Below are 22147 nucleotides of genomic sequence, written 5' to 3' on the forward strand. Positions count from 1 at the left end.
CCTTGGCGGAGGGACGGTGCCGCCTGCCGGTGCCGTCCCTTCTCCCGGTGTTAGTGGCCGAGATGTGATCAGGCGCTTTTCGGGGTCCGGCGGGCGGCTTTCTGCGCGGCCCTGCGCTGCGCGGCGGCGGCCCTGGCGTGGTTCATGCTTTCGCGGACCTTGGCGGCGCCGCGGGTCGCGGTCCTGGTGTCCTTGGCGCGCCCGGCGTAAACGGCGAGAACCTCGGCGACGGGCGGCGGCTGCCATTCCTCCTTCAGCACGATCGGCAGGACGGGGGCGGGTGCGGCGGCGGCGGAGTTTCCGGACACGGGGACGAGCGCGAGATGCGATTGGCAGTGCGGGCACTGCACCCCCGGATGGGTGTCTCTGCTCATAACACAAATCATTACCCAGGGGTCTGACAAAACGACCCCGCGACCTTTCGAGAGGCCGCCGTTATCTGCCCGTGCCGCTCATGCCCGTGCCGATCATGTGCCTGTGCCGCTCATGTGCGGTGGGCCGGCGGGCGCCACGCGGTGGTGGGGGCCCGGCCGCTCGGGTGCCGCGGCCGGGCGTCGTGGCGGACCAGCGACACGCCCGAGCAGACGAGTGCCGTGATGACCACGATCCACGCGACGGCGCGGCCGGCCCGCAGCCCGTATCCGCAGGTCAGCCAGAGGACGTGCAGGCCCGCGCGGCGCCAGGGGTCGCGCTCGCCGCGCCGCCGCACCTCGTGCGCGTTGTAGCGGAAGTCCCTGGCCAGCCGGCCCTCGTCCAGGTCGGCGGCGGCGCGGGCCAGCGCCAGGTAGAGGGGCCGCAGCCGGACGTCGCCGGTGCCGCCGGCGCCGCGGGCGAGGTCTTCGGCGAGCACGGCCCGCGCGGCGCCGCGCCACGGGCCGAGGTGCCGGCCGGGGACGGTCGCGAACGAGCAGCCGCGGCCGATCTTCAGTGTGTCCGGCCGCCGCAGCCCGAGGAACCCGCAGCGGCTCAGGTCGACGCCGGTGAGGACGAGCCGCGCCGTGTCCGCCCGGCGCAGCGAGACGAGCCGGACGTCGGCCGGGCCGGTCCACGGCGGCTCGGTGAGCCCCTGGATCGGGTGGGGCAGGGACCGGACGGCCGCCGGGCCCTCGAACGCGACCTCCTCCAGGTCGAGCTCGGCGTGCCGCAGCCGGAACACCGCGTCCCCGTGGACGGTCGCGCCGCGGGCCGTGACCAGCCGCGCCGCCGCGTGCACCCGCAGGGCGCCGTGGACGGCCGCGTCGGTCAGCCCGATCAGGCCGCCCGCCACCAGCGGGCCGAGGCACATGCCGTGCCGGAACCGCGTCCGCTCGAAGTGGGCGTGCCGGGCCACCTGGACGCGCTTGAAGGACACGGGGCCGCCGAAGCACGCCGCCTGCATCGCCGCGTCCCGTCCGAACCGCGCGCGGTCGAAGCTGGCCGCGCCCATGAACACGGCGCGCCGGAACGCGGCGTCGGCGTGCCACCGCGTCTCGCCGAACACGGCGTCGCCGCTGAAGACGACCTCCTCGAACGAGGCGTGCCGGTGGAAGCGGGCCTCGTGGAAGGAGACGTTGCGTCCGAAACGGGCGCCGCGGAACGAGGCGTTGCCGAAGAACCGCGCGTCGTAGAACGACACGCCGCCGAGGAAGCACGCGCCGTCGAAGGAGCTGTCGCCCTCGACGCAGCAGCCGCGCAGGCCCGCGTCCGCCGTCAGGACGGCGCCGTCGAAGCGCGTCCGGCCGAGGTGGGGGCGCCCGTCCGGGCCGGTGACGGCGTCCAGGACGGCGTCCAGCAGCCAGGCGGTGACGGTGACGCCGCGCAGGTCGAGGTCGGCGCCGGGACGCAGCGCGCCCACGAACCGCTCGAACTCGCGGGGGCGCAGGTGGGCGGCGCAGCCTCCCGTCTCTCCGGCCACCCGTCCGGTGCAGCCGTGGACGGTCCGGCAGCGCGGCCAGAACACCGTCGGCATGGAAGGCTCGTGATGGGTCACGCCTCTTCTTTTACCCACGCATGGCCGAGCCGTGAAGCCTCTTTGTAGTCAGGTCGTTACAACCCGCAGGCCATGTCCCGCTCGGTCGGGGAAGCCGGAGTGATCTGCTGGAACCGCGGGCATGATCGACGTATCTGATAGGTCGGCGAAGGCCGCGAGTTTCACAGTCGTTCACCTTAATCAGGGAAAATTACGGCATGACCGTTAATCCGGGACAACACCTCCCCCAGCAGTCCGAAGCGCTGCCCGATGACCGCTTCCTCGACCGGGAGGAGAGCTGGCTGAGATTCAACCAGCGCGTCCTGGAACTGGCCGAGGACCCGGACCTCCCGCTGCTCGAACGCGTCCGCTTCCTGGCGATCTTCTCCAGCAACCTGGACGAGTTCTTCATGGTGCGCGTCGCCGGCCTCGCCCGCCGGATGGCGACCGGGCTCGCCGTGCAGTCCGCGAGCGGCCGGCAGCCCCGCGAGGTGCTGGCGCGCACCGGGGAGGTCGCGCACGAGCTGATGCTGCGGCAGGCGTCCTGCTTCCGGCACGAGATGCGGCCCGCGCTCGGCGACGAGGGCATCGACATCCTGCGCTGGGACGAGCTGGCCGAGACCGAGCAGGAGCGGCTGCGGCGCCTCTTCCGCGACCGCATCTACCCCGTCCTCACCCCGCTCGTCGTCGACTCGGCGCACCCGTTCCCCTACATCTCGGGCCTGTCGCTGAACCTCGCGGTGATCGTCCGCGACCCGGAGACGGACGCCACGATGTTCGCCCGGGTCAAGGTGCCCCCGCTGCTGCCGCGCTTCATCGAGGCGTCCCCGGACCGGTTCACGCCGCTGGAGGACGTCATCGCCGCCCACCTCGGGCAGCTGTTCGTCGGCATGGAGGTCGTCGAGCACCACGCGTTCCGCGTCACCCGCAACCAGGACCTGGAGATCGACGACGACATCAGCGAGGGCCTCCTGCAGGCCCTGGAGCGCGAGCTGCTGCGCCGCCGGTTCGGCCCGGTCGTCCGCCTGGAGGTCGAGGAGTCGATCTCCGAGGGGGTGCTGGAGCTGCTCACCTCCGAGCTGGCGGTGGACGAGGGGCAGATCTACCGCGTCGCCGGGCCGCTCGACCTCGGCGGGCTCGCGGCCATCGCCGACCTCGACCGGCCGGAGCTGAAGTACCCCCCTTTCGTCCCGTCCAAGGAGGCGCTTCCTGAGGACGCGAGCATCTTCAGCGCCATCCGCGAGCGCGACGTCCTCGTCCACCACCCGTACGACTCGTTCACCACGACCGTCCAGCGGCTGATCGAGGACGCGGCGACCGACCCGCGCGTCCTCGCGATCAAGCAGACGCTGTACCGGACGAGCGGCGACTCCCCGATCGTGGACGCGCTGATGAGCGCGGCCGAGGCCGGCAAGCAGGTGGTGGTCGTCGTCGAGCTGAAGGCCCGGTTCGACGAGCGCGCCAACATCGCGTGGGCGCGCAAGCTGGAGACGGCCGGCTGCCACGTCGTCTACGGGTTCGTCGGGCTGAAGACGCACTGCAAGCTCGCGCTGATCGTCCGGCAGGACGCCGAGGGCCAGCTGCGCCGCTACTGCCACATCGGCACCGGCAACTACCACCCGAAGACGGCCCGCCTGTACGAGGACTTCGGGCTGCTCACCGCCGACCCCGAGGTGGGCGAGGACGTCAGCGCCCTGTTCAACCACCTCACCGGCTACTCGCGGCAGAGCTCCTACCACCGGCTGCTCGTCGCGCCGAACAACCTGCGGTCCGGGCTCGTCCAACGGATCGAGCACGAGATCGACAACCGGCGGTCCGGGCATCCCGCGCGAGTGCGGATCAAGTGCAACTCGCTGGTGGACGAGGTGGTCATCGACGCGCTGTACCGGGCGTCGCGGGCCGGGGTGCCGGTGGACGTCTGGGTCCGCGGCATCTGCGCGCTCCGTCCCGGCGTGCCCGGCCTGTCGGACCTGATCCGGGTGCGCAGCGTCCTCGGCCGGTTCCTGGAGCACTCCCGCGTGTTCGCGTTCGAGAACGGCGGCGAGCCCGAGGTGTGGATCGGCAGCGCCGACCTGATGCACCGCAACCTGGACCGCCGCGTCGAGGCGCTCGTCACCGTCACCGACCGGGCGCAGCGCGACGGGCTGCTCGACCTGCTCGACCTCGCCCCCGACGACGGCACCCACGCGTGGACGCTCGCCGGCGACGGCACCTGGACGCGGAACCGGCCCCGCCCCGGCGAGACCCTGCTCGACATCCAGACCCACCTCGTCAAGACCCGCCGCTGGAGGACGATCGATGGCTGACCCCGGGCCCGGCGTCATCCGGGCGGCGGGCGCCCTGCTGTGGCGCGACGGACCGGAGGTCGCGCTGATCCACCGCCCCCGGTACGACGACTGGTCGTTCCCGAAGGGCAAGGCCGACCGCGGCGAGCACCTCCTGCGGGCCGCCGTCCGCGAGACCGAGGAGGAGACGGGCATCGTCCCGCGCCTCGGGCGGCGGCTGCCGACCATCACCTATCCCGTCGGGGACCGCGTGAAGGAGGTCGATTACTGGGCCGCCCGCCCGGCGGCCGAGAGCGCGTTCATCCCCAACGACGAGGTCGACGACGTGGTCTGGCTGCCCGCGGACGAGGCGGAGGCCAGGCTCAGCTACCGGCACGACGCCGACCTGCTGCGCGGCTTCCTGAGCGGCCCCGCCCGCACGTCGCCGCTCGTGATCCTGCGGCACGCGAGCGCGGGGGAGAAGCACGCGTGGCGGGACGCCGACGAGCTGCGCCCGCTGGACGAGGCGGGCCGCGCGGAGGCGGCCGCCCTCGCCGCCCTGCTGCACTCCTACGGGCCCATGCGGGTGGTCAGCTCGACCACGGCGCGCTGCCTGGAGACCGTGCTGCCCTACGCGCGCCTGGCCCGCACGTCCATCGTGACGGAGCCGGCGTTCACGGTCGGCGACACGAACCCGGAACAGGCCGTGGAGCGGCTGCTCGCCCTGGCCGGGGAACCGACCGTCGTCTGCACGCACGGCGAGGTCGTCTCCGAGCTCATCGGCGGGCTGTGCGCGAAGCTGGGCGAGGACGTGCCGGAGGACCCGGAGCTGCGGAAGGGCGAGTTCTGGACCGCACACCTGGCGGGCGGCTCGATGGCCGCCCTGGAGCGGCACGGCCCCAGAACGGACGGCTCTAGAACGAGGGCCCCAGCGTCTGGGACCACGTAGTCGCGAGCCGGTCCCGGGCGGCCTCGGCCTCGCACTTCTCCTTGCCGTAGAGGGCGCCGAGCGTGAACGCCTCCCCGGTCGTCCTCGCGCGCCCGGCGGCGTTCTCCAGGTGCTCCATGGCGATCACGCCGTCCTGGTAGTCGCCGAGGACCTCCTGGATGCGCCTGGCGTCCTTCACGACCCGCTTGGCCGCCACCCCCAGCACCGGGACCGCCAGCTCGGCGGCGTACCGGGCGCGCTTGGCGGCCTTGCGGGTCTCGTGGCGCGCGTAGTCGGGGTCGCGGGCCGTCCTGATCGACCCGTACTCCTTGGCCATCCGGTCCCACGCGCGGGTGACGAGCCCGGGAAGCTCCTTGCGGGCCTTCCGCTCGGCCCCCATCGCGAACGGCGGGTCGGCGACGAGCCGGTCGAGCTCGTCGAGGAGGGTGAAGTACCGCTGGTCCTTCAGGGCCGCGTTCATCCGCCGGTACGCGGCGCCCTCCTGCCGCCGCAGATCGTCCAGCAGGAAGGCCGGTGCGTCCCGGAACCGCATGCGCAGCACCTCCAGGTCGCGCACCTCGCCGAGGACCTGCGCCAGCCACCGCAGCTCGGGGCCGAGTTCCACGGTCCGCTCGGTGTCGAGGACGGGACGGTAGCTGCGCAGGGCGCTCCGCGTCCGGCGGACCGCCACCCGCATCCGGTGGACCGCGTCCTCCTCCCCGAGCCGCGCCTTCGGGTCGTACCGGAGGACCGCCTCGACCTGCTCGGCGAGGTAGGCCAGCACGACCTCGCCCGTGGTGATCGACGGCGCCTTCCCGTTGGAGGTGGCCTCCGTGAGCCGCGACCTGGCCGCGGCCCGCTGCGCCGCCTCCTCCGACGGCACGATCGCGGCGCCGAGGAGCCGCCCCAGCTTGGACGACGACTTGGCCTTCTTCGCCCCGGCCTTGCGCAGCCGCTTGCCGGCCGCCTTCAGCAGCTCCGGCGTGCCGCGCGGCCCCAGCTCGACCTCGATCTCCCGCCAGTGCCGCGGCTCGGCGTCCTGCTCGCCGCGCCCGGTCACCAGGTCGTCGGCGACCTCGGCGAGCAGGTCGCCGTCCGCGTCGAGGAGCCGGACGACCGTCCGCCGCGTCTCCAGCGTCGCGACGGGGCGCAGCTCCGCCCCGCGCGTGCGCGCCGCGACCAGCCCGGCCAGCCGCGCCGGGACGACCAGCGGCCGGCCGAGCGGAGCCCGCAGCTCCTCCTTGCCGTCCGGCCCGGCCGGCACCTTGAGATGCCAGCCGGCGTCGTGCCCGCCCCGCCGCCGGCGCAGCGCGATCCCCGCGGCGGCGAGCCGCAGGCCGGCGGTGTCGAAGTAGGTGGCGTGCAGCTCGTGGACCTCGGGCTCCCCGATCGACGCCACGCCCGGCAGCCCGTCCAGGTCCGGCAGGGCGAAGGCGGCCGCGGCGTCGTACTTCTGCTCGATCTCCAGATGCCTTTCGGTCACGCTCTGCTCCTCCGGGCTGATCGATGACACGGCGCACACCACGCAGATGACCAGCATTTCACGCCGAGATGATCGGCAAAAGAAACCTTCCGTACGCTTGACCGTCACGCCGCGTACGGATGACCGGGGGAGGACGCCGCGGCAGGTAAGGGCGCTACAGGGGCAGAGTGCGGGCCACCGGGCGGCCCCATGACGGTGCGCCGGCAGGAGGCTCTCAGGTGAGGTGGTACTTCATGCCCATGTGGGACGGGCGGAAGCCGATCTTCTGGTAGAAGCGGATCGCGTCGGGGCGCTGGCGGTCGGTGGTGAGCTGGACGACGCGGCAGCCGCGGGCGCGGGCCCGGTCGATGGCCCAGTTGATCATCTGCTGGCCGAGGCCGGCGCCGCGGTACTCGGCCGCGACGCGGACGCCCTCGATCTGCGCGCGCTCGCCGCCGGTGTAGGTGAGGCCGGGGATGAAGGTGAGCTGGAGCGTGCCGGCGACCCGCCCGCCGGCCTCCGCGACGACGACGGTGTTGTTGGGGTCCTTGTCGATCGCGGCGAAGGCGGAGAAATAGGCCTCCGGGATGTCCTCTCCCGGTGTTTCGCGCGTGGCGCCCAGGGGATCGTCGGCGAGTAGCCGGACGATCTGGGGCAGATCGTCCACGGTCGCATCGCGGAAGGTCACTTCTTGATCACTCTGCACACTCCCAGGTTATCGGGGCGCTAATTTGCAACGTTCACGTATGTCTTGTAGTACTACGAGTTGTAGTACTACGCTGAGTGGAGACCACCTCCGGACTGCACGGTGGTCTCGTCGCCGCGCAGGGAGATCCAATGCACAACAACGAGAACGAGGAACACTGGACCGACCACGCCATCTGCCGCGGCGCCGATCCTGACCTGTTCTTCCCGATCGGGTACTCCGCGCCGGTGCTCCAGGCGCAGGAGGACGCCGCCAAGGCGATCTGCGCCAACTGCCCGGTGAAGGCCGACTGCCTCGCGTGGGCCCTGAAGGTCGGCGAGCCCGACGGCATCTGGGGCGGGACGACCCCCGAGGAGCGCCGCTACCTGCGCCGGACCGCCGACGCCCCCGCGCGGCGCCCGCTGCCCGTCATCGTGGTCCGCGGGACGCCTCGGAGCCGGAGCACGCCTCGGCCGCCTAGGGGACGCCGCCCAGGGGACGAGGGCCACCTTCTCCACGAGCCGGCTGTTCGGCAGGTCATGCCGGAAGCGCTCCCTGGCACCTTCCGGGGGGCCCGTGCGTTGACGATGCAGGGACGTCCAGACTTACGGTGGCTGACATGAGCTATACCCCCGACCGGCAGCGTTCCGAATCGCTCGCCACGCACGGCGCTCGCGCGCTTTCGGCGGGCGTGCTGATCCTGTCCGTGACCGCCGTGATGTGGGTGCTGGAGGCGGTCGACTACACGAGCGACGGGTGGCTCGACCGGTTCGGGATCCAGCCGCGGGACGTCGACGACCTGCCGGACATCTTCACCGCGCCGTTCATGCACGGCGGCTTCGGGCACCTGATGGCCAACACGGTGCCGTTCCTCATCCTCGGGTTCATCGCGGCGGCGCGGGGGATCGTGAAGTTCCTCGTCGCCAGCCTGATCATCATCGTGGTCGGCGGGCTCGGCGTGTGGTTCATCAGCTCCGCGAACACGCTCGGCTCCAGCATCCTGATCTTCGGCTTCTTCGGCTACCTCGTCGGCCGCGGGGTCTTCGAGCGGCGGCTGCTCGACATCGGCATCGCGGTCGCCGTCGTGGCCGTCTACGGGACGATGCTGTTCGGCGTCATCCCGAGCGACCCGACCATCTCGTGGCAGGGCCACCTGTTCGGGCTGCTCGGCGGCGTCCTCGCCTCGTGGGTGCTGCGCAGGGACACTAGTTCGGCCTGACGGTGACGTCCGAGACCACCGCGTCGCGGGGCGTCTCCAGCGCGGCCACGAGGACGCGCGCCACGGTGCCGGGGGCCGCGAAGTCGTCCTCGGCGTAGGGGTGGCCCTCCTGGGCGCGGACGCTCCGCTGCATCTGGGTGGCCGTCCGGCCGGGGTAGACGCTCGTGACGCGCAGGGACGGCTCCTCCGCGCGCAGCGAGTCGGCGAGCGCGCGCAGGCCGTACTTGCTCGCCGCGTACGCCGACCACTCCGGGTTGGCGCGCAGCCCGGCGGTGGAGTTGACGAAGACGACGTGCCCCCCGGCGGCGCGCAGCGCGGGCAGCAGCAGCCGGGTCATCTCCGCCGCCGACACCAGGTTGACCGACAGGTGCTCCATCCACTCGTCGGCCTCCATCTCGGCGACCGGCCCGAGATGCACCATCCCCGCCGTGTGGATCAGGCCGTCGAGCCGCGGGGGGATCCCCGCCAGCGCGAGGGCCGCCTCGATGCGGCGCGGCTCCGTCAGGTCCAGCGGGATGGTGGCGATGCCCGCGGCACGCGGCGGCGAGGCGACCGCGCCGGGGTTGATGACCTGGGTGGCGGCGTTCGCTCCGCCGCGCAGCGCGGCGGCGAGTTTGTCCAGGCGCTCGGGAGAGCGGCCGGCGAGGAGGAGGTCGTGCCCGCGCTCACGCAGCAGCTCGGCCACCGCCGTGCCGATGCCGCCGGTGGCCCCCGTGATCAGATACGTGCCCATGGCGTTCCATTCTCGTCGATCCCCTACCCCGGTGGACGCCGGGGGCCGCGTGTTAGTTCGGCCGCAGCACCCGCGTCGCGCCCGCGATGAGGGCCGTGGCCAGCACCCAGCCCGTCGTGACGAGCCCGTAGGCCACCCAGCGGGACCAGTCGACCGCGTCGTAGGACAGCTGCTGCCCGAACGTGTCCAGCGGGATCAGCAGGTCCAGCGTGTAGATCAGCGCGTGGAACGTCGGGAGCTCGTTGCCCGGCTTGATCGGACGCGGATGGTCGATCGAGAACACCGTCGTCCCGATGGCCAGCAGGGCGGCGAACCACGCGAACGCCAGCCACGGCCGGTAGCCGAACCCGACCGTCCAGTCGAGCAGGTGGTTCCACGCCTTGCCGACCGGGTTCAGCCCGCGGCGGCGCGCCCGCAGCTTGGCGAGCTGCACCTTGCGGGCCAGGTCGTCGTGGCCGATGCCGTGGTACCAGGCGGCGAGCTGCTCGTACGGCTGGAGATGGAACTCCTGGTCTCGCGACACCCAGTCGAGGCGGTCCTTGAACTCGGCTCCTCGCAGCGTCTGGTAGGTCATGCCGTTCAGGTACAGCTCGTCCGGCCAGACGTCCGGATGGTCCATGATCAGGTCGATCCGGGAGTAGGAGAGGGACACCCGGCCCTTGATCCGCTCCTCCGGCCAGAGCAGCAGCTCGTCCGCCTGGATGTGGCTGGCGTGCAGCGCCATCCGGGCCGGGTCTCCGGAGTCGAGGCGCGCCCGGGAGAACGACAGGATGCCGGCGAAGCGGGCGCTGCGCAGCCGGACGGTGCCGAGGGCGGTGAAGCCGTTGCTGAACTCGGCGGTGTCCTCGACGATCATGTTCTGCGCGTCCAGCGCGATGCGGCCCGGGTTGGACAGCGTGGTCCGCTCCATGAACAGGCCGCCGTTCATGCGGGCCCCGACGAACCGGACCCCGCCGGTGATCTCGGCGTCCCGGATGAAGGTGCCGACGTCCACGACGAGCCCCCCGCTGAACACCGCCCATTTGTCCGGCTCGGACGCGGTGATGCGGGTGCCGTTCATCCGCAGGCCGCCGCTCAGCTGCGCCCGGGGAAGCCGCACCTCGCCGTCGATCTCCGACCCGGACATGCTGAGGTAGCCGTCCGCGCGGAGCCCGCCGCCGTCGAACCCGGGCATCCAGCACCCTGAGAACCGCAGCTGCCGCGTGTCGGCGTTGGAGAAGTCCGGTTCCTCGGCGAGCCGGCACTCCGCCAGGAGCAGCTCGTACTGGACGTCGCCGCCGGACACGTCGAGCTGCCCCGTGATGTAGGCGCCCTGGAGCCGGACGGCCGCGACCGCGCCGGGACGGGTCTCGCACGCCCCGAGCAGCAGCCGGGTGATGATCTCCGCGCGGACGATCCGCTCGGGGTCGGGGCCGGCGGGTCGGTCGTCGCCGAGCACGACGGTCGAGCCGGTGGGGAACGCGTTCCAGAGGCGCCGTTCCGCGTCGTTGAGTCCGGGGGGTTGGGGCACGGAACCTCTTTCTACGCGGAGATCCCCTCCGCGATCAACATCGCGGAGGGGATCCCGGGGGTGGCTAGAAGAAGCCGCGGCGGCGTCCGGCGTCCTGGAGGAAGCCGTCGAGCTGCTGCTCCCAGTTGGTCTGCTCGACGGTCGCGTAGTCGACCGTGAACCGGCTGAACGCGTCATGGCCCTCGGTGAAGACCCCGCCGCGCTTGTCGAGCTCCAGCACGACCTCCATCGACTGCGGGTAGGACACGAACGTCACTTCGAGCTGCTTGATCCCGCGCGCGTACTGGCCCGGAGGGTAGAACTCGATCTCCTGGTAGAAGGGGAGCTCCTGGTGGACGCCCCAGATGCGGCCCTTCTCGCAGTCGGCGTTGCGGAACTGGAAGCCGAGGTTGGAGAAGGCCGCGAGGATGCGCTCCTGCGCGGGCAGCGGGTGGACGGCGATCGGGTCGAGGTCGCCCGGGTCGACGGCGCCCGCGACCTCCAGCTCCGTCGCGATCCCGACGGTCGTGCCGTGCAGCGGCCGCCCGTACATGTGGGTCAGCGGCGCCTCCCACGGGATGGGGAACTGGAACGGGACGCTGTGCCGCGCGCCCTCCTGGAGGCTGAACCCGCCGGCGACGGGCATCTTGGCGTACTCCAGGTTGGAGGAGTACTCGTTGTCGCCCGACTCGACCTCGACCCGGGTGCGCAGGGCGAGGTTCACCGCCTTGATGTCGGAGTTGAACTGGCCGCCGATGATGGTGATCTCACCGGTGACGACGCCGCCCGGCGACGTGTTCGGATTCTGCAGGATCGTCTCGATCGAGGGGCCGCCGATGCCCATCGCCTGACGCAGCTTCTTGAAGACCAAGGTCCGTCCTCCCGTGTTCGAGCGACTCCCCGCGCTCTCGTCCCATAGACGCTGTCACGGGAGACTACGTTCCGGGAAGTCGCGGCGACCTGCGAACGGCCGCCTCAGTGGCCGCCCCCGGCCAGGTTGAGGCCGACGACGCCGGCGATGATGCACGCCAGCGCGGCGACCTTGAGGACGGAGACCTGGTCGCCCATGAGCGCCATGCCGAGCGCGGCCGTCCCGACGGCGCCGATGCCGACCCAGACCGCGTAGGCGGTCCCGACGTCGAGGTTCTTCAGGGCGAGGCTGAGCAGGCCGAAGCTGGTCACGGCGAACAGCGCGAACCCGGCGGACGGCAGCGGTTCGGTGAAGCCCTTGCTGCCCTTCAGGCACAGGGCCATCGCGACTTCGAAGAGGCCGGCGACGATGACGAGGATCCAGGCCATGGTTCTGCTCCCGGTACGAGACGGCTGCGGTCACGCGCCGTCTTCGCCTGCCGGGTACGACGCACCTCGTCCGGGAGGGAACGCCTGAGCATGCCCTCGCCTTCGTCAACGGCCCCTAGGCGCCGCCTGTTCCCGCGCTGGGACGTCCCAGCGCGCGGTACTCCCACCCCGCTTTCCGCCAGGTGACGGCGTCGAGCGCGTGGCGTCCGTCCACGACCCGCTTGTGGCGGACGACGTCCGCCAGCGCCGCCGGGTCGATCTCCCGGAAGTCCGACCACTCGGTCAGCAGGACGACGACGTCGGCGTCCCGCGCGACGTCGATCGCGCTGTCGCCGTACCGCAGCTCGGGGAACGCCCTGCGGGCGTTGCCGAGCGCGGCCGGGTCGTAGATCCGGACGTCCGCGCCGAGGCCGTGCATGGTGCGCGCCACGTCCAGGCCGGGCGCGTCGCGGATGTCGTCGGAGTTGGGCTTGAAGGCGGCGCCCCACGCGGCGATGCGTTTCCCGGCGAAGTCGCCGCCGAGCAGCTCCCGGACGAGGTCGACGGTGCGGGCGCGGCGGCGCCGGTTGATGTCGTCCACCTCGCGCAGGAACGACACCGCCTGGCCGACGCCGATCTCCTCCGCGCGGTGCGCGAACGCCCGGATGTCCTTGGGCAGGCAGCCGCCGCCGAAGCCGAGGCCGGGACGCAGGAACTTGCCGCCGATCCGGTCGTCGAGCGCCAGCGAGTCGGCGAGGTCCTTGACGTCCGCGCCGACCGCCTCGCAGACCTCCGCCATCGCGTTGATGTAGGAGATCTTGGTGGCCAGGAACGAGTTCGCCGCGACCTTGACCAGCTCGGCGGTGGCGAGGTCGGTCCGGACCACCGGGGTGCCGAGGTCGAGGACGGGCTTGAACGCCGCGCGCAGCCGCGCGTCCGCCCAGTCGGACGCGACGCCGAACACCAGCCGGTCGGGACGCAGCGTGTCGTCCACGGCGAAGCCCTCGCGCAGGAACTCGGGGTTCCACGCCAGCTCGACGTCGGTGCCGGCGGGCGCGAGCTCCTGGACGAGGCCGGTGAGGCGCGCGGCCGTCCCGACCGGCACCGTGGACTTGCCGACGACGAGGGCGCGGCGGCGCAGGTGCGGTGCGAGGGAGCGGACGGCGGCGTCGACGTAGGACAGGTCGGCGGCGTCCGAGCCCTCCTGCTGGGGGGTGCCGACGCAGACGAAGTGGACGTCCCCGAACTCCCCGGCCTCCGCGAAGGAGGTGGTGAAGCGGAGCCGGCCCGAGTCGAGCGCCTTGGTGAGCAGCTCCGGCAGCCCCGGTTCGAAGATCGGGACCTCGCCGGACGCCAGGCGTTCGACCTTGCGCCGGTCGACGTCCACGCCGAGGACCTCATAGCCGAGCACGGCCATGCAGATCGCGTGCGTGGCGCCGAGGTAGCCGGTGCCGATGACGGTCAGCCTCGGCGCCTCCGACTCCTCCTGCTGCATTGCGCACCTCCTCGTGCACCGCGGGTGTGTTCGCGCCCGCTCGATCTTGCCACCACGTGCGGGGCGGCTGTAGCCGGGTGGGGCCCGCGGGACGAACCCGCCGGTCGTGGATCGGCGGGCCCGTTGGGTCGGCCCGCGACCCGGGTGACGTGGCTCACGCGGGACGTCCGGGCGTGGTATCGATGTGGCCTGCGTCCCCCAGATTCAGGGGGATCCGGGGTGGTTGCCACTGGTTACCAGCGGGTAGCATGATGTCGAGTTACTAACCAGTACGAAGCGGGGCCCCCGGCCGCCGCCGGACCAGACGGAGTCTCGAATGGGGCACTACAAGAGCAACCTCCGGGACCTGGAGTTCAACCTCTTCGAGGTGTTCAGGCGCCAGGACCTCCTCGGCAGCGGCCCGTACGCGGAGCTGGACGAGGACACCGCGCGCAGCATCCTCGACGAGGTGAAGCGGCTGGCCGAGGGACCGATCGCCGACTCCTTCGAGGACGCCGACCGCAACCCCCCGGTGTTCGACCCCGCCACCGGCACGGTGACGATGCCGGAGGGCTTCAAGAGGTCGTTCCGGGCGTTGATGGACGCCGAATGGTATCGCCTCGACCTCGCCCCCGAGTTCGGCGGCAGCGGCGCCCCCCGCTCCCTGACCTGGGCGGTCGCCGAGCAGGTGCTGGGCGCCAACCCGGCCGTCTACATGTTCGCCTCCGGCCCCGGTTTCGCGCAGATCCTGTGGCACATCGGCACGCCCGAGCAGAAGCGGTTCGCCGAGCTGGCCCTTGAGCGGCAGTGGGGCGCCACGATGGTCCTGACCGAGCCGGACGCCGGCTCCGACGTCGGCGCCGGGCGCGCCAAGGCCGTCCGGCAGCCGGACGGCACCTGGCACATCGAGGGCGTCAAGCGCTTCATCACCTCGGCCGAGCACGACATGGCCGAGAACATCTTCCACCTGGTGCTGGCCCGTCCCGAGGGCGCCGGCCCCGGCACCAAGGGCCTGTCGATGTTCCTCGTCCCCAAGTACCTGGTCGACCTGGAGACCGGCGAGCTGGGCGAGCGCAACGGCGCCTACGTGACGAACGTCGAGAAGAAGATGGGCCTGAAGGTCTCCACGACCTGCGAGCTGACCTTCGGCGAGAAGCACCCGGCGATCGGCTACCTGGTCGGCGACGTCCACCAGGGCATCAGGCAGATGTTCCTCGTCATCGAGTACGCCCGGATGATGGTCGGCACCAAGGCCATCGCGACCCTGTCGACCGGCTACCTGAACGCGCTGGAGTACGCCAAGGAGCGCGTGCAGGGCGCTGACATGACGCAGATGACGGACAAGACCGCTCCGCGCGTCACGATCACCCACCACCCGGACGTCCGCCGCAGCCTCATGACGCAGAAGGCCTACGCCGAGGGCATGCGCGCGCTGGTGCTGCTCACCGCGTCCTACCAGGACGCCGTGCAGCTCGCCGAGCACGAGGGCCGCAAGGACGAGACCGCCGAGAAGATCAACGATCTGCTGCTGCCGATCGTGAAGGGCTTCGGCTCCGAGCGGGCCTACGCGCTGCTCGGCGCCGAGTCGCTGCAGACCCTCGGTGGCTCCGGCTTCCTGCAGGACTACCCGATCGAGCAGTACATCCGCGACTCCAAGATCGACACCCTGTACGAGGGCACCACCGCGATCCAGGGCCAGGACCTGTTCTTCCGCAAGATCCTGCGGGACAACGGCGAGGCGCTGAAGGTGCTCGCCGGCGAGATCAAGGCGTTCGCCGAGTCCGAGGCCGGCAACGGGCGGCTGAAGAACGAGCGGGCCCTGCTCGGCCGCGCCCTCGACGACGTCCAGGGCATCATCGACCCGATGGTCGGTTGGGCGCTCGGCTCGATGGAGAACCCGAAGGAGCTGTACAAGATCGGGCTCAACTCGTCCCGGCTGCTGCTCGCCCTCGGCGACCTCATCGTCGGCTGGCTGCTCCTCCGCCAGGCCGACGTCGCGCTGACCGCCCTCGGCGGCGGGGACGTCTCCGGCTCCGACAAGGCGTTCTACACCGGCAAGGTCGCGGCCGCGCAGTTCTTCTGCCAGACCGTCCTGCCCCGCCTGGCGTCCGACAGAGCCATAACCGAGGCCACCACCCTCGACGTGATGGACCTTGACGAAGCAGCCTTCTAGACCCCACCCAACAGGCCCCCGCCAATCGACGGCGGGGGCGGGGGCATCGCCGCGCCGTCACACGCCGGCCGCCTACCTGCTCGCTCACACCCGAGACGGACGCGCTTCACGCGGATCCACACGCTAGGCTTGTCGATGTACGTGATTACGTACACTTCGGTGGAGGGGATGTGCGATGCACCCGATGTCCGCGAGCGAGTTCCGTTCGAATCTGGCGGCGGCCCTGGATCGCGTCACCGAAGATCTCGACGAGATCATCGTGACCCGGCCCAACCGCGACGCCGCCATCGTGATCAGCCTGAGCGAGTACGAGTCGCTGAAGGAGACGGCTTTCCTGCTCGGCACCCCTGCCAACGCCCGCCATCTCGCCGCCTCGATCGAGAGCCTGCGCGGCGGCGGGGCCCAGCCGCACGAACTCATTGAGGACGACGACCAGGAAGCCGAGTGAAGATCCTCTTCACGCCGGAGGCCTGGGACGACTACCTCTGGTGGCAGCGCAACGACCGTGCGACCCTCAAACGGTTGAACCGGCTGATCGAAGACATCTGCCGCAACGGTTACGAAGGCATCGGCAAGCCCGAAGCCCTCCGTCAGAGCCTGTCGGGCTTCTGGTCACGCCGCATCACCACCGAACACCGCATCGTCTACGTCATCGAAGCGGACACCGTCCAGATCATCGCCTGTCGCACCCACTACGAATGACCGGACGAAGCTCCCGGACATGGATCTGGTTTCCATGATCGGCTCCCGTCCCAGTCTCGGGTGGGCAGCGGAGACATCGGTTCAGGGTTCAGTAACTCTCGTCGCGTAGGCGGAGGGGTAGGACGCTCCCACGGCGCGGCGGGTGAGGACCTCGGGTGCGGCGGCCAGACCGCGTGAGAGCAGGCGGGGGCTCAGGTCTTTCGCGGGTTGGCGGTCATGGGAGTGGGGCCGCGGGCGCCAGGTGGAGGCAGGTGGTCAGGAGCCAGCGCACGACGCGGCGGGCACGCCTGCCGCGCTGCGTCGGCCGCCGAGTGGCGGACCGCGCGGTCGTCCAGGTGCCGTCTGCGCGGCGAGTGGAGGGACGAGGGTGGCGCACGTACGGCTCGGACCTGACGCGGGGACGCGGGCGGGACACAGCGGCGCGGAGTCGGCGGGCCAGATCGGCGGCCGTCCTGGCTTCGACCAGCCGATCCGGGAGGAGCGCCCAGAACGAACCGCTGAACTCGCCGTGCCAAATGCAGATGCCGGGAAAGGCACGGTGCAGGTCATCGAGGGCCCGGTCGATGTCGAGATCCAGTTCCAGACGTCCGACCGGACGCGCGGACGGGGATGGCGCGGGCGCTGCGCGGGCCTGCGTCGGCCGGTCGTACCACGCCTCGGGTATGTGGGTCATCGGGTTGCCTCCGGCCGCGCTACCAGGTGGACGGGAACATGCGGTGCTTGAGGGCGGCGTCGACATGGTCGGCGGCGCGCTTGGTGTCGCCGCAAGGGGAGAGGTAGCCGTGCCGTCCGCGCCCGGCCTCGTGGTAGGCCCAGCCGCCGCCGGGCATGGCGTGGACGGTCACCGCCACGCGGACGTGGTCGTCCGGGCTGAACGCGAACACCCACAGCAGCGGGGGACGGGTGGGGAATTCGTCGGCCTGGTAGAGCTTGACGTAGCGGTAGCTCTTGGCTTGGAGGGCGATGGCGAGCAGGTCGAGATTGCGGATGGCGGTGGAGCGTCCCAGCCGGGTTCGCCACCGCAGCAGGTGCCGCTCTGCCTGGACGTTCAGCGGGCGCAGCGAGCCCATGTGATTTTTCCTTCCTCGTTGAGCGGGCGGACGCCCCAGTCGTGGACGAGTTGCTCCATGAGCAGCAGGCCGCGCCCGCTTTCGGCGTCGTCGGACTCGTCCTGGACGAGGGGGAGGGCGCTGCTCTCGTCCCAGACCTCGATGACGGTGAGCGGCTCGCGCACGTCCGGGAAGATACGGACGACGATGTGCCCAAGCCCGACGTGCTTGTAGCTGTTGGTCACCAGCTCGGTAACCACCAGCCGGCCGACGAAGTCATCGGCGTGCCCGAGCTCGTGGAACCGGTCGGTGAGGTAGCGGCGCGCTTTCGCGGGCGCCTCGTCGGACGGATCGAGGACGAGCGGCGCCGCCTCCGGCGCGAGCATGACCGCTGGCATCGGTGAACCCCTCCAGCCTGGACGGAGGCTGATCTCGAACGGGGCCAACACGCCAAACCGGTAGAACCCGCCGCTATCACCCTGTGTAATCGAACGAACACCATGAAGCCACAGGAGGGCGTACGTTAACAGTTGACTGGAGAAGCGCCCACAATCCGGTTGCAATCGTTAGCGCTGCGGTTACCCCCCCGAGGAGAGATCAAATGGCCGACTCGCGTAACAAGGGCAAGGACAGTCCTGAGCTCCGAACCTTTGGTGCGGAGGTGAGGCGCTTGCGCGAGGCCGGAGGACTCAACCAGACAGAGTTGGCCGCGCTGGTGCATGTTTCGCGTGCCTACATCAGCCACGTTGAACGTGGGACAACGCGCTGCCGCTTGGACTTCGCAACCCGGCTGGACAGTGGGCTGCGCGCGAACGGTGAGGTGGTCCAGGCGTGGAACGCGCTAGTAGAGGCGATCAAGTCAATCAAGTATGCCAAATACTTCGTTGACTTCCCGAAGGCGGAGTTGACCGCAAACTTGATCCGCGTCTACGAGACCCACATTGTGAACGGGCTGTTTCAGACCGAAGCCTATGCAGGCGCGATCTTGAAGAGTCCCGATGACGTCCTCACCCGGATGAACCGGCAGAAGCGGGTCTTGGATGACCCTGCGCCCAAGATCTTCGTAGTGCTGGAGGAGAGCGTCCTGTCCAGGCAGGTCGGCACAGTGGACGTCATGCGGGAGCAACTCGAGTACCTGATCGAGCTGTCCCATAGAGACGGCATCCGGCTCCAGGTCCTCCCGACTGTCTACGTAGAGGAGTCGCGAGCCGCCTTCGCCATCGCCACCCAGGCCGACCGCAGTGAGGCCGCATACATCGTGAACGCGACGCAAGGTGTGACCAGCGCAGATCCGGAAGACCTGACCATGTTGAACGAAACGTTCGCTAGTCTGCAAGCAGAGGCGCTCAACGTGAGGGACAGCCGAGCGCTGATCAGAAGGGTGATTGACGAAAGATGGACCTGAGCAAGGCAGTGTGGCGCAAGGCTTCGCGCAGCACAGTCCAGAATGACAACTGTGTCGAGGTCGCTGGCGTGTCGAACATCGTAGCGTTCCGTGACAGCAAGGACCCCGACGGCCCCAAGCTCGTCATCAGCCACAGCGATTTCCAAAGCCTCGCAAGAAAAGTCAAGAACCTTTAGTCCGCTTACGATGAGTTTGAGTAGTCGTTCGAGATGAATTTCGACAGGCAGTGTGGCGTAAGGCGGCACGAAGCACGGCCGAGGGCGACAACTGCGTCGAGGTCGCCGATGTGTCGAGCGTCGTGACAGCAAGAACCCCAACGGTCCGATACTCGTGGTGAGTCGCCATGGCTTCGGTCGCCTCGCTCAGGCGCTCAAGGACCTCTGACAGGCGTAACGCGACGGACGGTCCGACGAGGACGCGCCCTGGCACTGGCAACTGATGTGCCAGGGACAGGAGAGAGAGCTGGCGCCCAGGATGGCCGTCCGTCAAAGCTCGTTACCCAAGAAGCGAGGTGTCATGTCCTGGCATGCGGGGACACGCGGAGCCGAGGCAACCGCCTCGACCTGCGGGAGTTGAGCGCGGGCGGTGCCACGAGCTACTAGAGTTCTGGCGTGATTACGGGTGAGCTGAAGAGCAAGATCGACCGCCTCTGGGACGCCTTCTGGTCGGGTGGGATCTCCAACCCCCTGGAAGTCATCGAGCAGATCACCTACCTGATGTTCCTGCGCCGCCTGGAGGACGTTCAGACGGCCAAGGAACGCAGCGCCCGTCGCCAAGGCAACGAGATCAAGAGCCCGATCTACACCGCTGAAACGGATGTCTTGCGGTGGGCTCGGCTCAAAGAACTCGACCCCGAGGCCATGTTCACCAGGATGGGAGATGGCGTCTTCCCGTGGCTACGCCGCCTTGGTGGGGATGACTCTACGTACGCCCATCATATGAAGGACGCCCGGTTCACCATCCCCACCCCCAACCTGCTGACGAAGGCTGTCGACCTCCTGGACGACATCCCTCTCGGCGCGGGCGACACCAAGGGTGATCTGTACGAGTACATGCTCAGCAAGATCGCTACTGCCGGTCAGAACGGCCAGTTCCGCACACCCCGGCACATCATTCAACTCATGGTCGAGATGATGAACCCCGGCCCGCAGGACGAGATCTGCGACCCGGCTTGCGGAACCGCCGGCTTCCTCGTGGCCGCCGCCGAATACGTTCAACGCGAGCATCACGACGCCCTACTGGACGCCACAAGCCAGCAGCACTTTCATTCCAGTATGTTCCACGGCTTCGACTTCGACAGCACAATGCTTCGGATCGCCAGCATGAACATGCTCATGCACGGCATTGAACAACCAGACATCCGCTATCGCGACTCTCTCGCGCAGAACGTCGCCGACGAGGCTGAGCAGTACTCCCTGATCCTGGCGAATCCTCCTTTTGCTGGCAGCCTCGACTACGAAACCACCGCCAAGGACCTCCAGCAGATCGTCAAAACGAAGAAGACCGAGCTACTGTTCCTAGCGCTCTTCCTCCGCCTCCTCAAGCCTGGCGGTCGAGCCGCCATCATCGTCCCCGAGGGTGTTCTTTTCGGCTCCACGAAAGCACACAAGGGCGTCCGCAAGATGCTCGTCGAGGACCAGAAACTAGAGGCCGTTGTAAAGCTGCCCAGCGGCGTATTCAAGCCCTACGCGGGCGTCTCCACCGCCATCCTCGTCTTCACCAAGACCAACAGTGGCGGAACAGACTCTGTCTGGTTCTACGACATGACAGCAGACGGCTTCAGCTTGGACGATAAGCGCACGCCGCTCCTTCTCGAAGCCCAGCTCGGTCCCAATCCCAGCACACCGCTCAACGAAGCCGACCACGCCAAGAACAACCTCCCGGACGTCCTGGCGCGCTGGAATCGCCGCGAAGGCAGTGAGCAACAACGTGCCAGAACAGAACAGAGCTTCTGTGTCCCCAAGGACGACATCGCCGCTCAGGACTACGACCTAAGCCTCAACCGATACAAGGAGATCGTCCACGAAGAGGTTGAGCACCGTCCGCCCTTGGAAGTCATCGAGGAACTCGAACACATCGAGTCTGACATCCAGCAGGGCATGTCCGCTCTGAAGGGAATGCTGAATTGACCTCGGCGACGGCTAAACTGAGTGAAATTGCCGAGATCAATCCCCGGCTGACGGAGACTGTTGACCCGGGCGCTGTCGTCTCCTTCCTGGGTATGGCGGACGTTGATGCGCGGGCGGGTACCACAACAAGCGGTGTAGACCGTCAATTCTCTCAAGTGGCCAAGGGCTACACCCAATTCCTGAGCGGCGACCTTTTGGTTGCGAAGATTACACCGTGTTTTGAAAATGGAAAGATAGCGCAAGCTGAATTGCGACGTGCAAGAGGATCTGGTTCGACTGAGTTTCATGTTATTCGGCCGGACCGGTCGCATGTTGATCAGCGATATTTGTTGCACTACTTGCGGCAGCCGAAAATTCGTGTAATGGGAGAGCGACGAATGACGGGCAGTGCCGGTCAGCGTCGCGTCCCTGAAAATTTTTTCGCAGACCTTGAGATTCCGCTCCCGCCTCTGGAAAATCAGAGTCAGATTGCGAAAGCGCTAGATCGGGCGGATTCGCTGCGCGGGAAGCGGCGGGCGGCGATCGCCCTCCTCGACGAGCTTGCCCAATCCGTCTTCCTCGACATGTTCGGCGCCCCGGCCTCAGATTGGCCGGTGTTTAGCGTCGATGAGATAGCCGCCCCGGAGAAGGGGGCGATTCGTACCGGCCCCTTCGGTAGCCAACTGCTGCATGAAGAGTTCGTTGACAGCGGTGTTTCGGTGCTGGGCATCGACAATGCGGTTGCGAACGAATTCAGATGGGGCAAGAGTCGCTTCATTACGCCCGAAAAATACAAGCAACTCTCTCGATACACGGTGAAGCCCGGCGACGTGCTGATCACGATCATGGGCACCTGTGGACGCTGCGCCATCGTTCCCGACGATATCCCGACAGCGATCAATACCAAGCATCTTTGTTGTATCACGCTCGATCGCGAGCGTTGCCTTCCCGAATTCCTGCACAGCTACTTCTTGCTGCACCCTCGTGCGCAGTCTTACCTTCACAAGGCCGCCAAGGGTGCGATCATGTCTGGCCTGAACATGTCGATAATCAAGGCGCTACCCCTGCATCTGCCACCCATTGAGCTACAGCAGGACTACGCCGACAGCTTGCGAGGCATCCAGCGCCTCAAGGCAAGTCATGCCTCGCATCTCCGCAAGTTGGATGACCTGTTTGGGTCGTTGCAACAGCGGGCGTTTCGGGGGGAGTTGTGGGACGCTTGAGGCATCT

The 22147-nt window shown here is 69.1% G+C and carries 25 protein-coding genes and 1 riboswitch; of the genes, 13 read left to right on the forward strand and 12 right to left on the reverse strand.

What is annotated here, in order from left to right; all coding sequences use genetic code 11:
- Positions 1-68: 68 nt before the first annotated feature.
- Both BM339_RS38130 and BM339_RS38135 read right to left on the reverse strand, forming a co-directional pair.
- Positions 69-374 carry a hypothetical protein gene (locus tag BM339_RS38130; protein ID WP_075024047.1) on the reverse strand — a complete coding sequence of 102 codons (306 nt, stop codon included), beginning with the start codon at positions 372-374 and terminating at the stop codon, positions 69-71.
- A 110-nt stretch (positions 375-484) separates the two neighbouring features.
- The gene (locus BM339_RS38135) at positions 485-1969 is read right to left on the reverse strand and encodes a pentapeptide repeat-containing protein (protein WP_143118763.1); all 1485 of its coding nucleotides are present in this window, start codon (positions 1967-1969) and stop codon (positions 485-487) included.
- A gap of 197 nt (positions 1970-2166) precedes the next feature.
- On the opposite strand from BM339_RS38135, the gene BM339_RS38140 reads away from it, so the two are divergent.
- Positions 2167-4254 carry an RNA degradosome polyphosphate kinase gene (locus BM339_RS38140; RefSeq protein WP_075024048.1) on the forward strand — a complete coding sequence of 696 codons (2088 nt, stop codon included), beginning with the start codon at positions 2167-2169 and terminating at the stop codon, positions 4252-4254.
- On the forward strand, positions 4247-5161 hold the full coding sequence (locus BM339_RS38145; protein ID WP_021595496.1) for an NUDIX hydrolase: 915 nt from the start codon (positions 4247-4249) through the stop codon (positions 5159-5161). The genes BM339_RS38140 and BM339_RS38145 overlap by 8 nt, the downstream gene beginning before the upstream one ends.
- On the opposite strand, the gene BM339_RS38150 is transcribed toward BM339_RS38145, so the two are convergent.
- A complete protein-coding gene (locus BM339_RS38150) occupies positions 5127-6623 on the reverse strand; it encodes a CYTH and CHAD domain-containing protein (protein ID WP_075024136.1) in 1497 nt (498 codons plus the stop codon). The two genes, BM339_RS38145 and BM339_RS38150, sit on opposite strands and share 35 nt — an antisense overlap.
- Positions 6624-6837: 214 nt before the next feature.
- Entirely contained in the window at positions 6838-7290 is a 453-nt protein-coding gene (locus tag BM339_RS38155) for a GNAT family N-acetyltransferase (protein ID WP_021595494.1), read from the reverse strand.
- A gap of 149 nt (positions 7291-7439) precedes the next feature.
- Here BM339_RS38155 and BM339_RS52885 point away from each other — a divergent pair, with 149 nt between their 5' ends.
- The gene (locus BM339_RS52885; protein WP_083598397.1) at positions 7440-7910 is read left to right on the forward strand and encodes a WhiB family transcriptional regulator; all 471 of its coding nucleotides are present in this window, start codon (positions 7440-7442) and stop codon (positions 7908-7910) included.
- The gene (locus BM339_RS38165; RefSeq protein ID WP_021595492.1) at positions 7907-8506 is read left to right on the forward strand and encodes a rhomboid family intramembrane serine protease; all 600 of its coding nucleotides are present in this window, start codon (positions 7907-7909) and stop codon (positions 8504-8506) included. Before BM339_RS52885 ends, BM339_RS38165 begins: the two co-directional genes overlap by 4 nt.
- Here the strand turns inward: BM339_RS38165 and BM339_RS38170 are convergent.
- From BM339_RS38170 to BM339_RS38190, 5 genes are all read right to left on the reverse strand, one after another.
- Positions 8493-9239: an SDR family oxidoreductase gene (locus BM339_RS38170; RefSeq protein ID WP_021595491.1), complete on the reverse strand. Its 747-nt coding sequence runs from the start codon at positions 9237-9239 to the stop codon at positions 8493-8495. The genes BM339_RS38165 and BM339_RS38170 overlap by 14 nt on opposite strands.
- Before the next feature lie 52 nt (positions 9240-9291).
- Positions 9292-10749: a hypothetical protein gene (locus BM339_RS38175; RefSeq protein ID WP_075024049.1), complete on the reverse strand. Its 1458-nt coding sequence runs from the start codon at positions 10747-10749 to the stop codon at positions 9292-9294.
- 64 nt (positions 10750-10813) lie between these two features.
- Entirely contained in the window at positions 10814-11599 is a 786-nt protein-coding gene (locus BM339_RS38180) for a sporulation protein (RefSeq protein WP_021595489.1), read from the reverse strand.
- A gap of 104 nt (positions 11600-11703) precedes the next feature.
- Entirely contained in the window at positions 11704-12027 is a 324-nt protein-coding gene (locus tag BM339_RS38185; RefSeq protein ID WP_021595488.1) for a DMT family transporter, read from the reverse strand.
- 31 nt (positions 12028-12058) lie between these two features.
- Positions 12059-12117: riboswitch (guanidine-III (ykkC-III) riboswitch) on the reverse strand.
- 25 nt (positions 12118-12142) lie between these two features.
- Entirely contained in the window at positions 12143-13501 is a 1359-nt protein-coding gene (locus BM339_RS38190; RefSeq protein ID WP_021595487.1) for a UDP-glucose dehydrogenase family protein, read from the reverse strand.
- Positions 13502-13817: 316 nt separating this feature from the next.
- On the opposite strand from BM339_RS38190, the gene BM339_RS38195 reads away from it, so the two are divergent.
- The 3 genes from BM339_RS38195 (at position 13818) to BM339_RS38205 (ending at position 16355) form a co-directional block, all read left to right on the forward strand.
- A complete protein-coding gene (locus BM339_RS38195) occupies positions 13818-15653 on the forward strand; it encodes an acyl-CoA dehydrogenase (protein ID WP_075024050.1) in 1836 nt (611 codons plus the stop codon).
- Between the two features lie 184 nt (positions 15654-15837).
- Positions 15838-16101, forward strand: coding sequence for a type II toxin-antitoxin system Phd/YefM family antitoxin (locus BM339_RS38200; protein WP_256255691.1), 264 nt, complete (start codon positions 15838-15840; stop codon positions 16099-16101).
- Positions 16098-16355 (forward strand): Txe/YoeB family addiction module toxin, encoded by a 258-nt coding sequence (locus tag BM339_RS38205; protein WP_075024052.1) that lies wholly within the window; start codon positions 16098-16100, stop codon positions 16353-16355. The genes BM339_RS38200 and BM339_RS38205 overlap by 4 nt, the downstream gene beginning before the upstream one ends.
- Positions 16356-16569: 214 nt before the next feature.
- Here the strand turns inward: BM339_RS38205 and BM339_RS38210 are convergent, their stop codons facing one another.
- Genes BM339_RS38210 through BM339_RS38220 form a run of 3 tightly spaced genes read right to left on the reverse strand, consistent with a single transcriptional unit; the run spans position 16570 to position 17802 of the window.
- Positions 16570-17028 (reverse strand): hypothetical protein, encoded by a 459-nt coding sequence (locus BM339_RS38210; RefSeq protein WP_075024053.1) that lies wholly within the window; start codon positions 17026-17028, stop codon positions 16570-16572.
- A gap of 19 nt (positions 17029-17047) precedes the next feature.
- On the reverse strand, positions 17048-17425 hold the full coding sequence (locus tag BM339_RS38215) for a hypothetical protein (RefSeq protein WP_075024054.1): 378 nt from the start codon (positions 17423-17425) through the stop codon (positions 17048-17050).
- Positions 17404-17802: an ATP-binding protein gene (locus tag BM339_RS38220; RefSeq protein ID WP_143118764.1), complete on the reverse strand. Its 399-nt coding sequence runs from the start codon at positions 17800-17802 to the stop codon at positions 17404-17406. Before BM339_RS38220 ends, BM339_RS38215 begins: the two co-directional genes overlap by 22 nt.
- 203 nt (positions 17803-18005) lie before the next feature.
- Between BM339_RS38220 and BM339_RS38225 the strand changes: the two genes are divergently transcribed.
- The 6 genes from BM339_RS38225 to BM339_RS38245 all read left to right on the forward strand — a co-directional run bounded on the left by BM339_RS38225 (position 18006) and on the right by BM339_RS38245 (position 22140).
- A complete protein-coding gene (locus tag BM339_RS38225; protein WP_075024056.1) occupies positions 18006-18809 on the forward strand; it encodes a helix-turn-helix domain-containing protein in 804 nt (267 codons plus the stop codon).
- Positions 18800-18985, forward strand: a complete 186-nt coding sequence (locus tag BM339_RS38230) for a DUF397 domain-containing protein (protein ID WP_075024057.1) — start codon at positions 18800-18802, stop codon at positions 18983-18985. The genes BM339_RS38225 and BM339_RS38230 overlap by 10 nt, the downstream gene beginning before the upstream one ends.
- A gap of 50 nt (positions 18986-19035) precedes the next feature.
- Positions 19036-19146: a DUF397 domain-containing protein gene (locus tag BM339_RS38235; protein ID WP_337959945.1), complete on the forward strand. Its 111-nt coding sequence runs from the start codon at positions 19036-19038 to the stop codon at positions 19144-19146.
- Entirely contained in the window at positions 19134-19193 is a 60-nt protein-coding gene (locus BM339_RS52550; RefSeq protein ID WP_337959947.1) for a hypothetical protein, read from the forward strand. Before BM339_RS38235 ends, BM339_RS52550 begins: the two co-directional genes overlap by 13 nt.
- A 227-nt stretch (positions 19194-19420) precedes the next feature.
- Positions 19421-20938 carry a type I restriction-modification system subunit M gene (locus BM339_RS38240; protein WP_075024058.1) on the forward strand — a complete coding sequence of 506 codons (1518 nt, stop codon included), beginning with the start codon at positions 19421-19423 and terminating at the stop codon, positions 20936-20938.
- Positions 20935-22140, forward strand: coding sequence for a restriction endonuclease subunit S (locus BM339_RS38245; RefSeq protein WP_218163872.1), 1206 nt, complete (start codon positions 20935-20937; stop codon positions 22138-22140). Before BM339_RS38240 ends, BM339_RS38245 begins: the two co-directional genes overlap by 4 nt.
- Positions 22141-22147: the final 7 nt, after the last annotated feature.

Origin of the sequence: Actinomadura madurae (assembly GCF_900115095.1) — a bacterium.
Classification (GTDB): domain Bacteria; phylum Actinomycetota; class Actinomycetes; order Streptosporangiales; family Streptosporangiaceae; genus Spirillospora; species Spirillospora madurae.

Excerpts from the sequence above, each read along its gene's own strand:
- BM339_RS38210 (WP_075024053.1), bottom strand. The coding sequence starts at position 17,028 with ATGACCCACATACCCGAGGCGTGGTACGACCGGCCGACGCAGGCCCGC.
- BM339_RS38140 (WP_075024048.1), top strand. The coding sequence starts at position 2,167 with ATGACCGTTAATCCGGGACAACACCTCCCCCAGCAGTCCGAAGCGCTG.
- BM339_RS38190 (WP_021595487.1), bottom strand. The coding sequence starts at position 13,501 with ATGCAGCAGGAGGAGTCGGAGGCGCCGAGGCTGACCGTCATCGGCACC.
- BM339_RS38185 (WP_021595488.1), bottom strand. The coding sequence starts at position 12,027 with ATGGCCTGGATCCTCGTCATCGTCGCCGGCCTCTTCGAAGTCGCGATG.
- BM339_RS38230 (WP_075024057.1), top strand. The coding sequence starts at position 18,800 with ATGGACCTGAGCAAGGCAGTGTGGCGCAAGGCTTCGCGCAGCACAGTC.
- BM339_RS38165 (WP_021595492.1), top strand. The coding sequence starts at position 7,907 with ATGAGCTATACCCCCGACCGGCAGCGTTCCGAATCGCTCGCCACGCAC.
- BM339_RS38200 (WP_256255691.1), top strand. The coding sequence starts at position 15,838 with ATGTCCGCGAGCGAGTTCCGTTCGAATCTGGCGGCGGCCCTGGATCGC.
- BM339_RS38225 (WP_075024056.1), top strand. The coding sequence starts at position 18,006 with ATGGCCGACTCGCGTAACAAGGGCAAGGACAGTCCTGAGCTCCGAACC.
- BM339_RS38145 (WP_021595496.1), top strand. The coding sequence starts at position 4,247 with ATGGCTGACCCCGGGCCCGGCGTCATCCGGGCGGCGGGCGCCCTGCTG.
- BM339_RS38220 (WP_143118764.1), bottom strand. The coding sequence starts at position 17,802 with ATGCCAGCGGTCATGCTCGCGCCGGAGGCGGCGCCGCTCGTCCTCGAT.
- BM339_RS52885 (WP_083598397.1), top strand. The coding sequence starts at position 7,440 with ATGCACAACAACGAGAACGAGGAACACTGGACCGACCACGCCATCTGC.
- BM339_RS38170 (WP_021595491.1), bottom strand. The coding sequence starts at position 9,239 with ATGGGCACGTATCTGATCACGGGGGCCACCGGCGGCATCGGCACGGCG.
- BM339_RS38130 (WP_075024047.1), bottom strand. The coding sequence starts at position 374 with ATGAGCAGAGACACCCATCCGGGGGTGCAGTGCCCGCACTGCCAATCG.
- BM339_RS38215 (WP_075024054.1), bottom strand. The coding sequence starts at position 17,425 with ATGGGCTCGCTGCGCCCGCTGAACGTCCAGGCAGAGCGGCACCTGCTG.
- BM339_RS38195 (WP_075024050.1), top strand. The coding sequence starts at position 13,818 with ATGGGGCACTACAAGAGCAACCTCCGGGACCTGGAGTTCAACCTCTTC.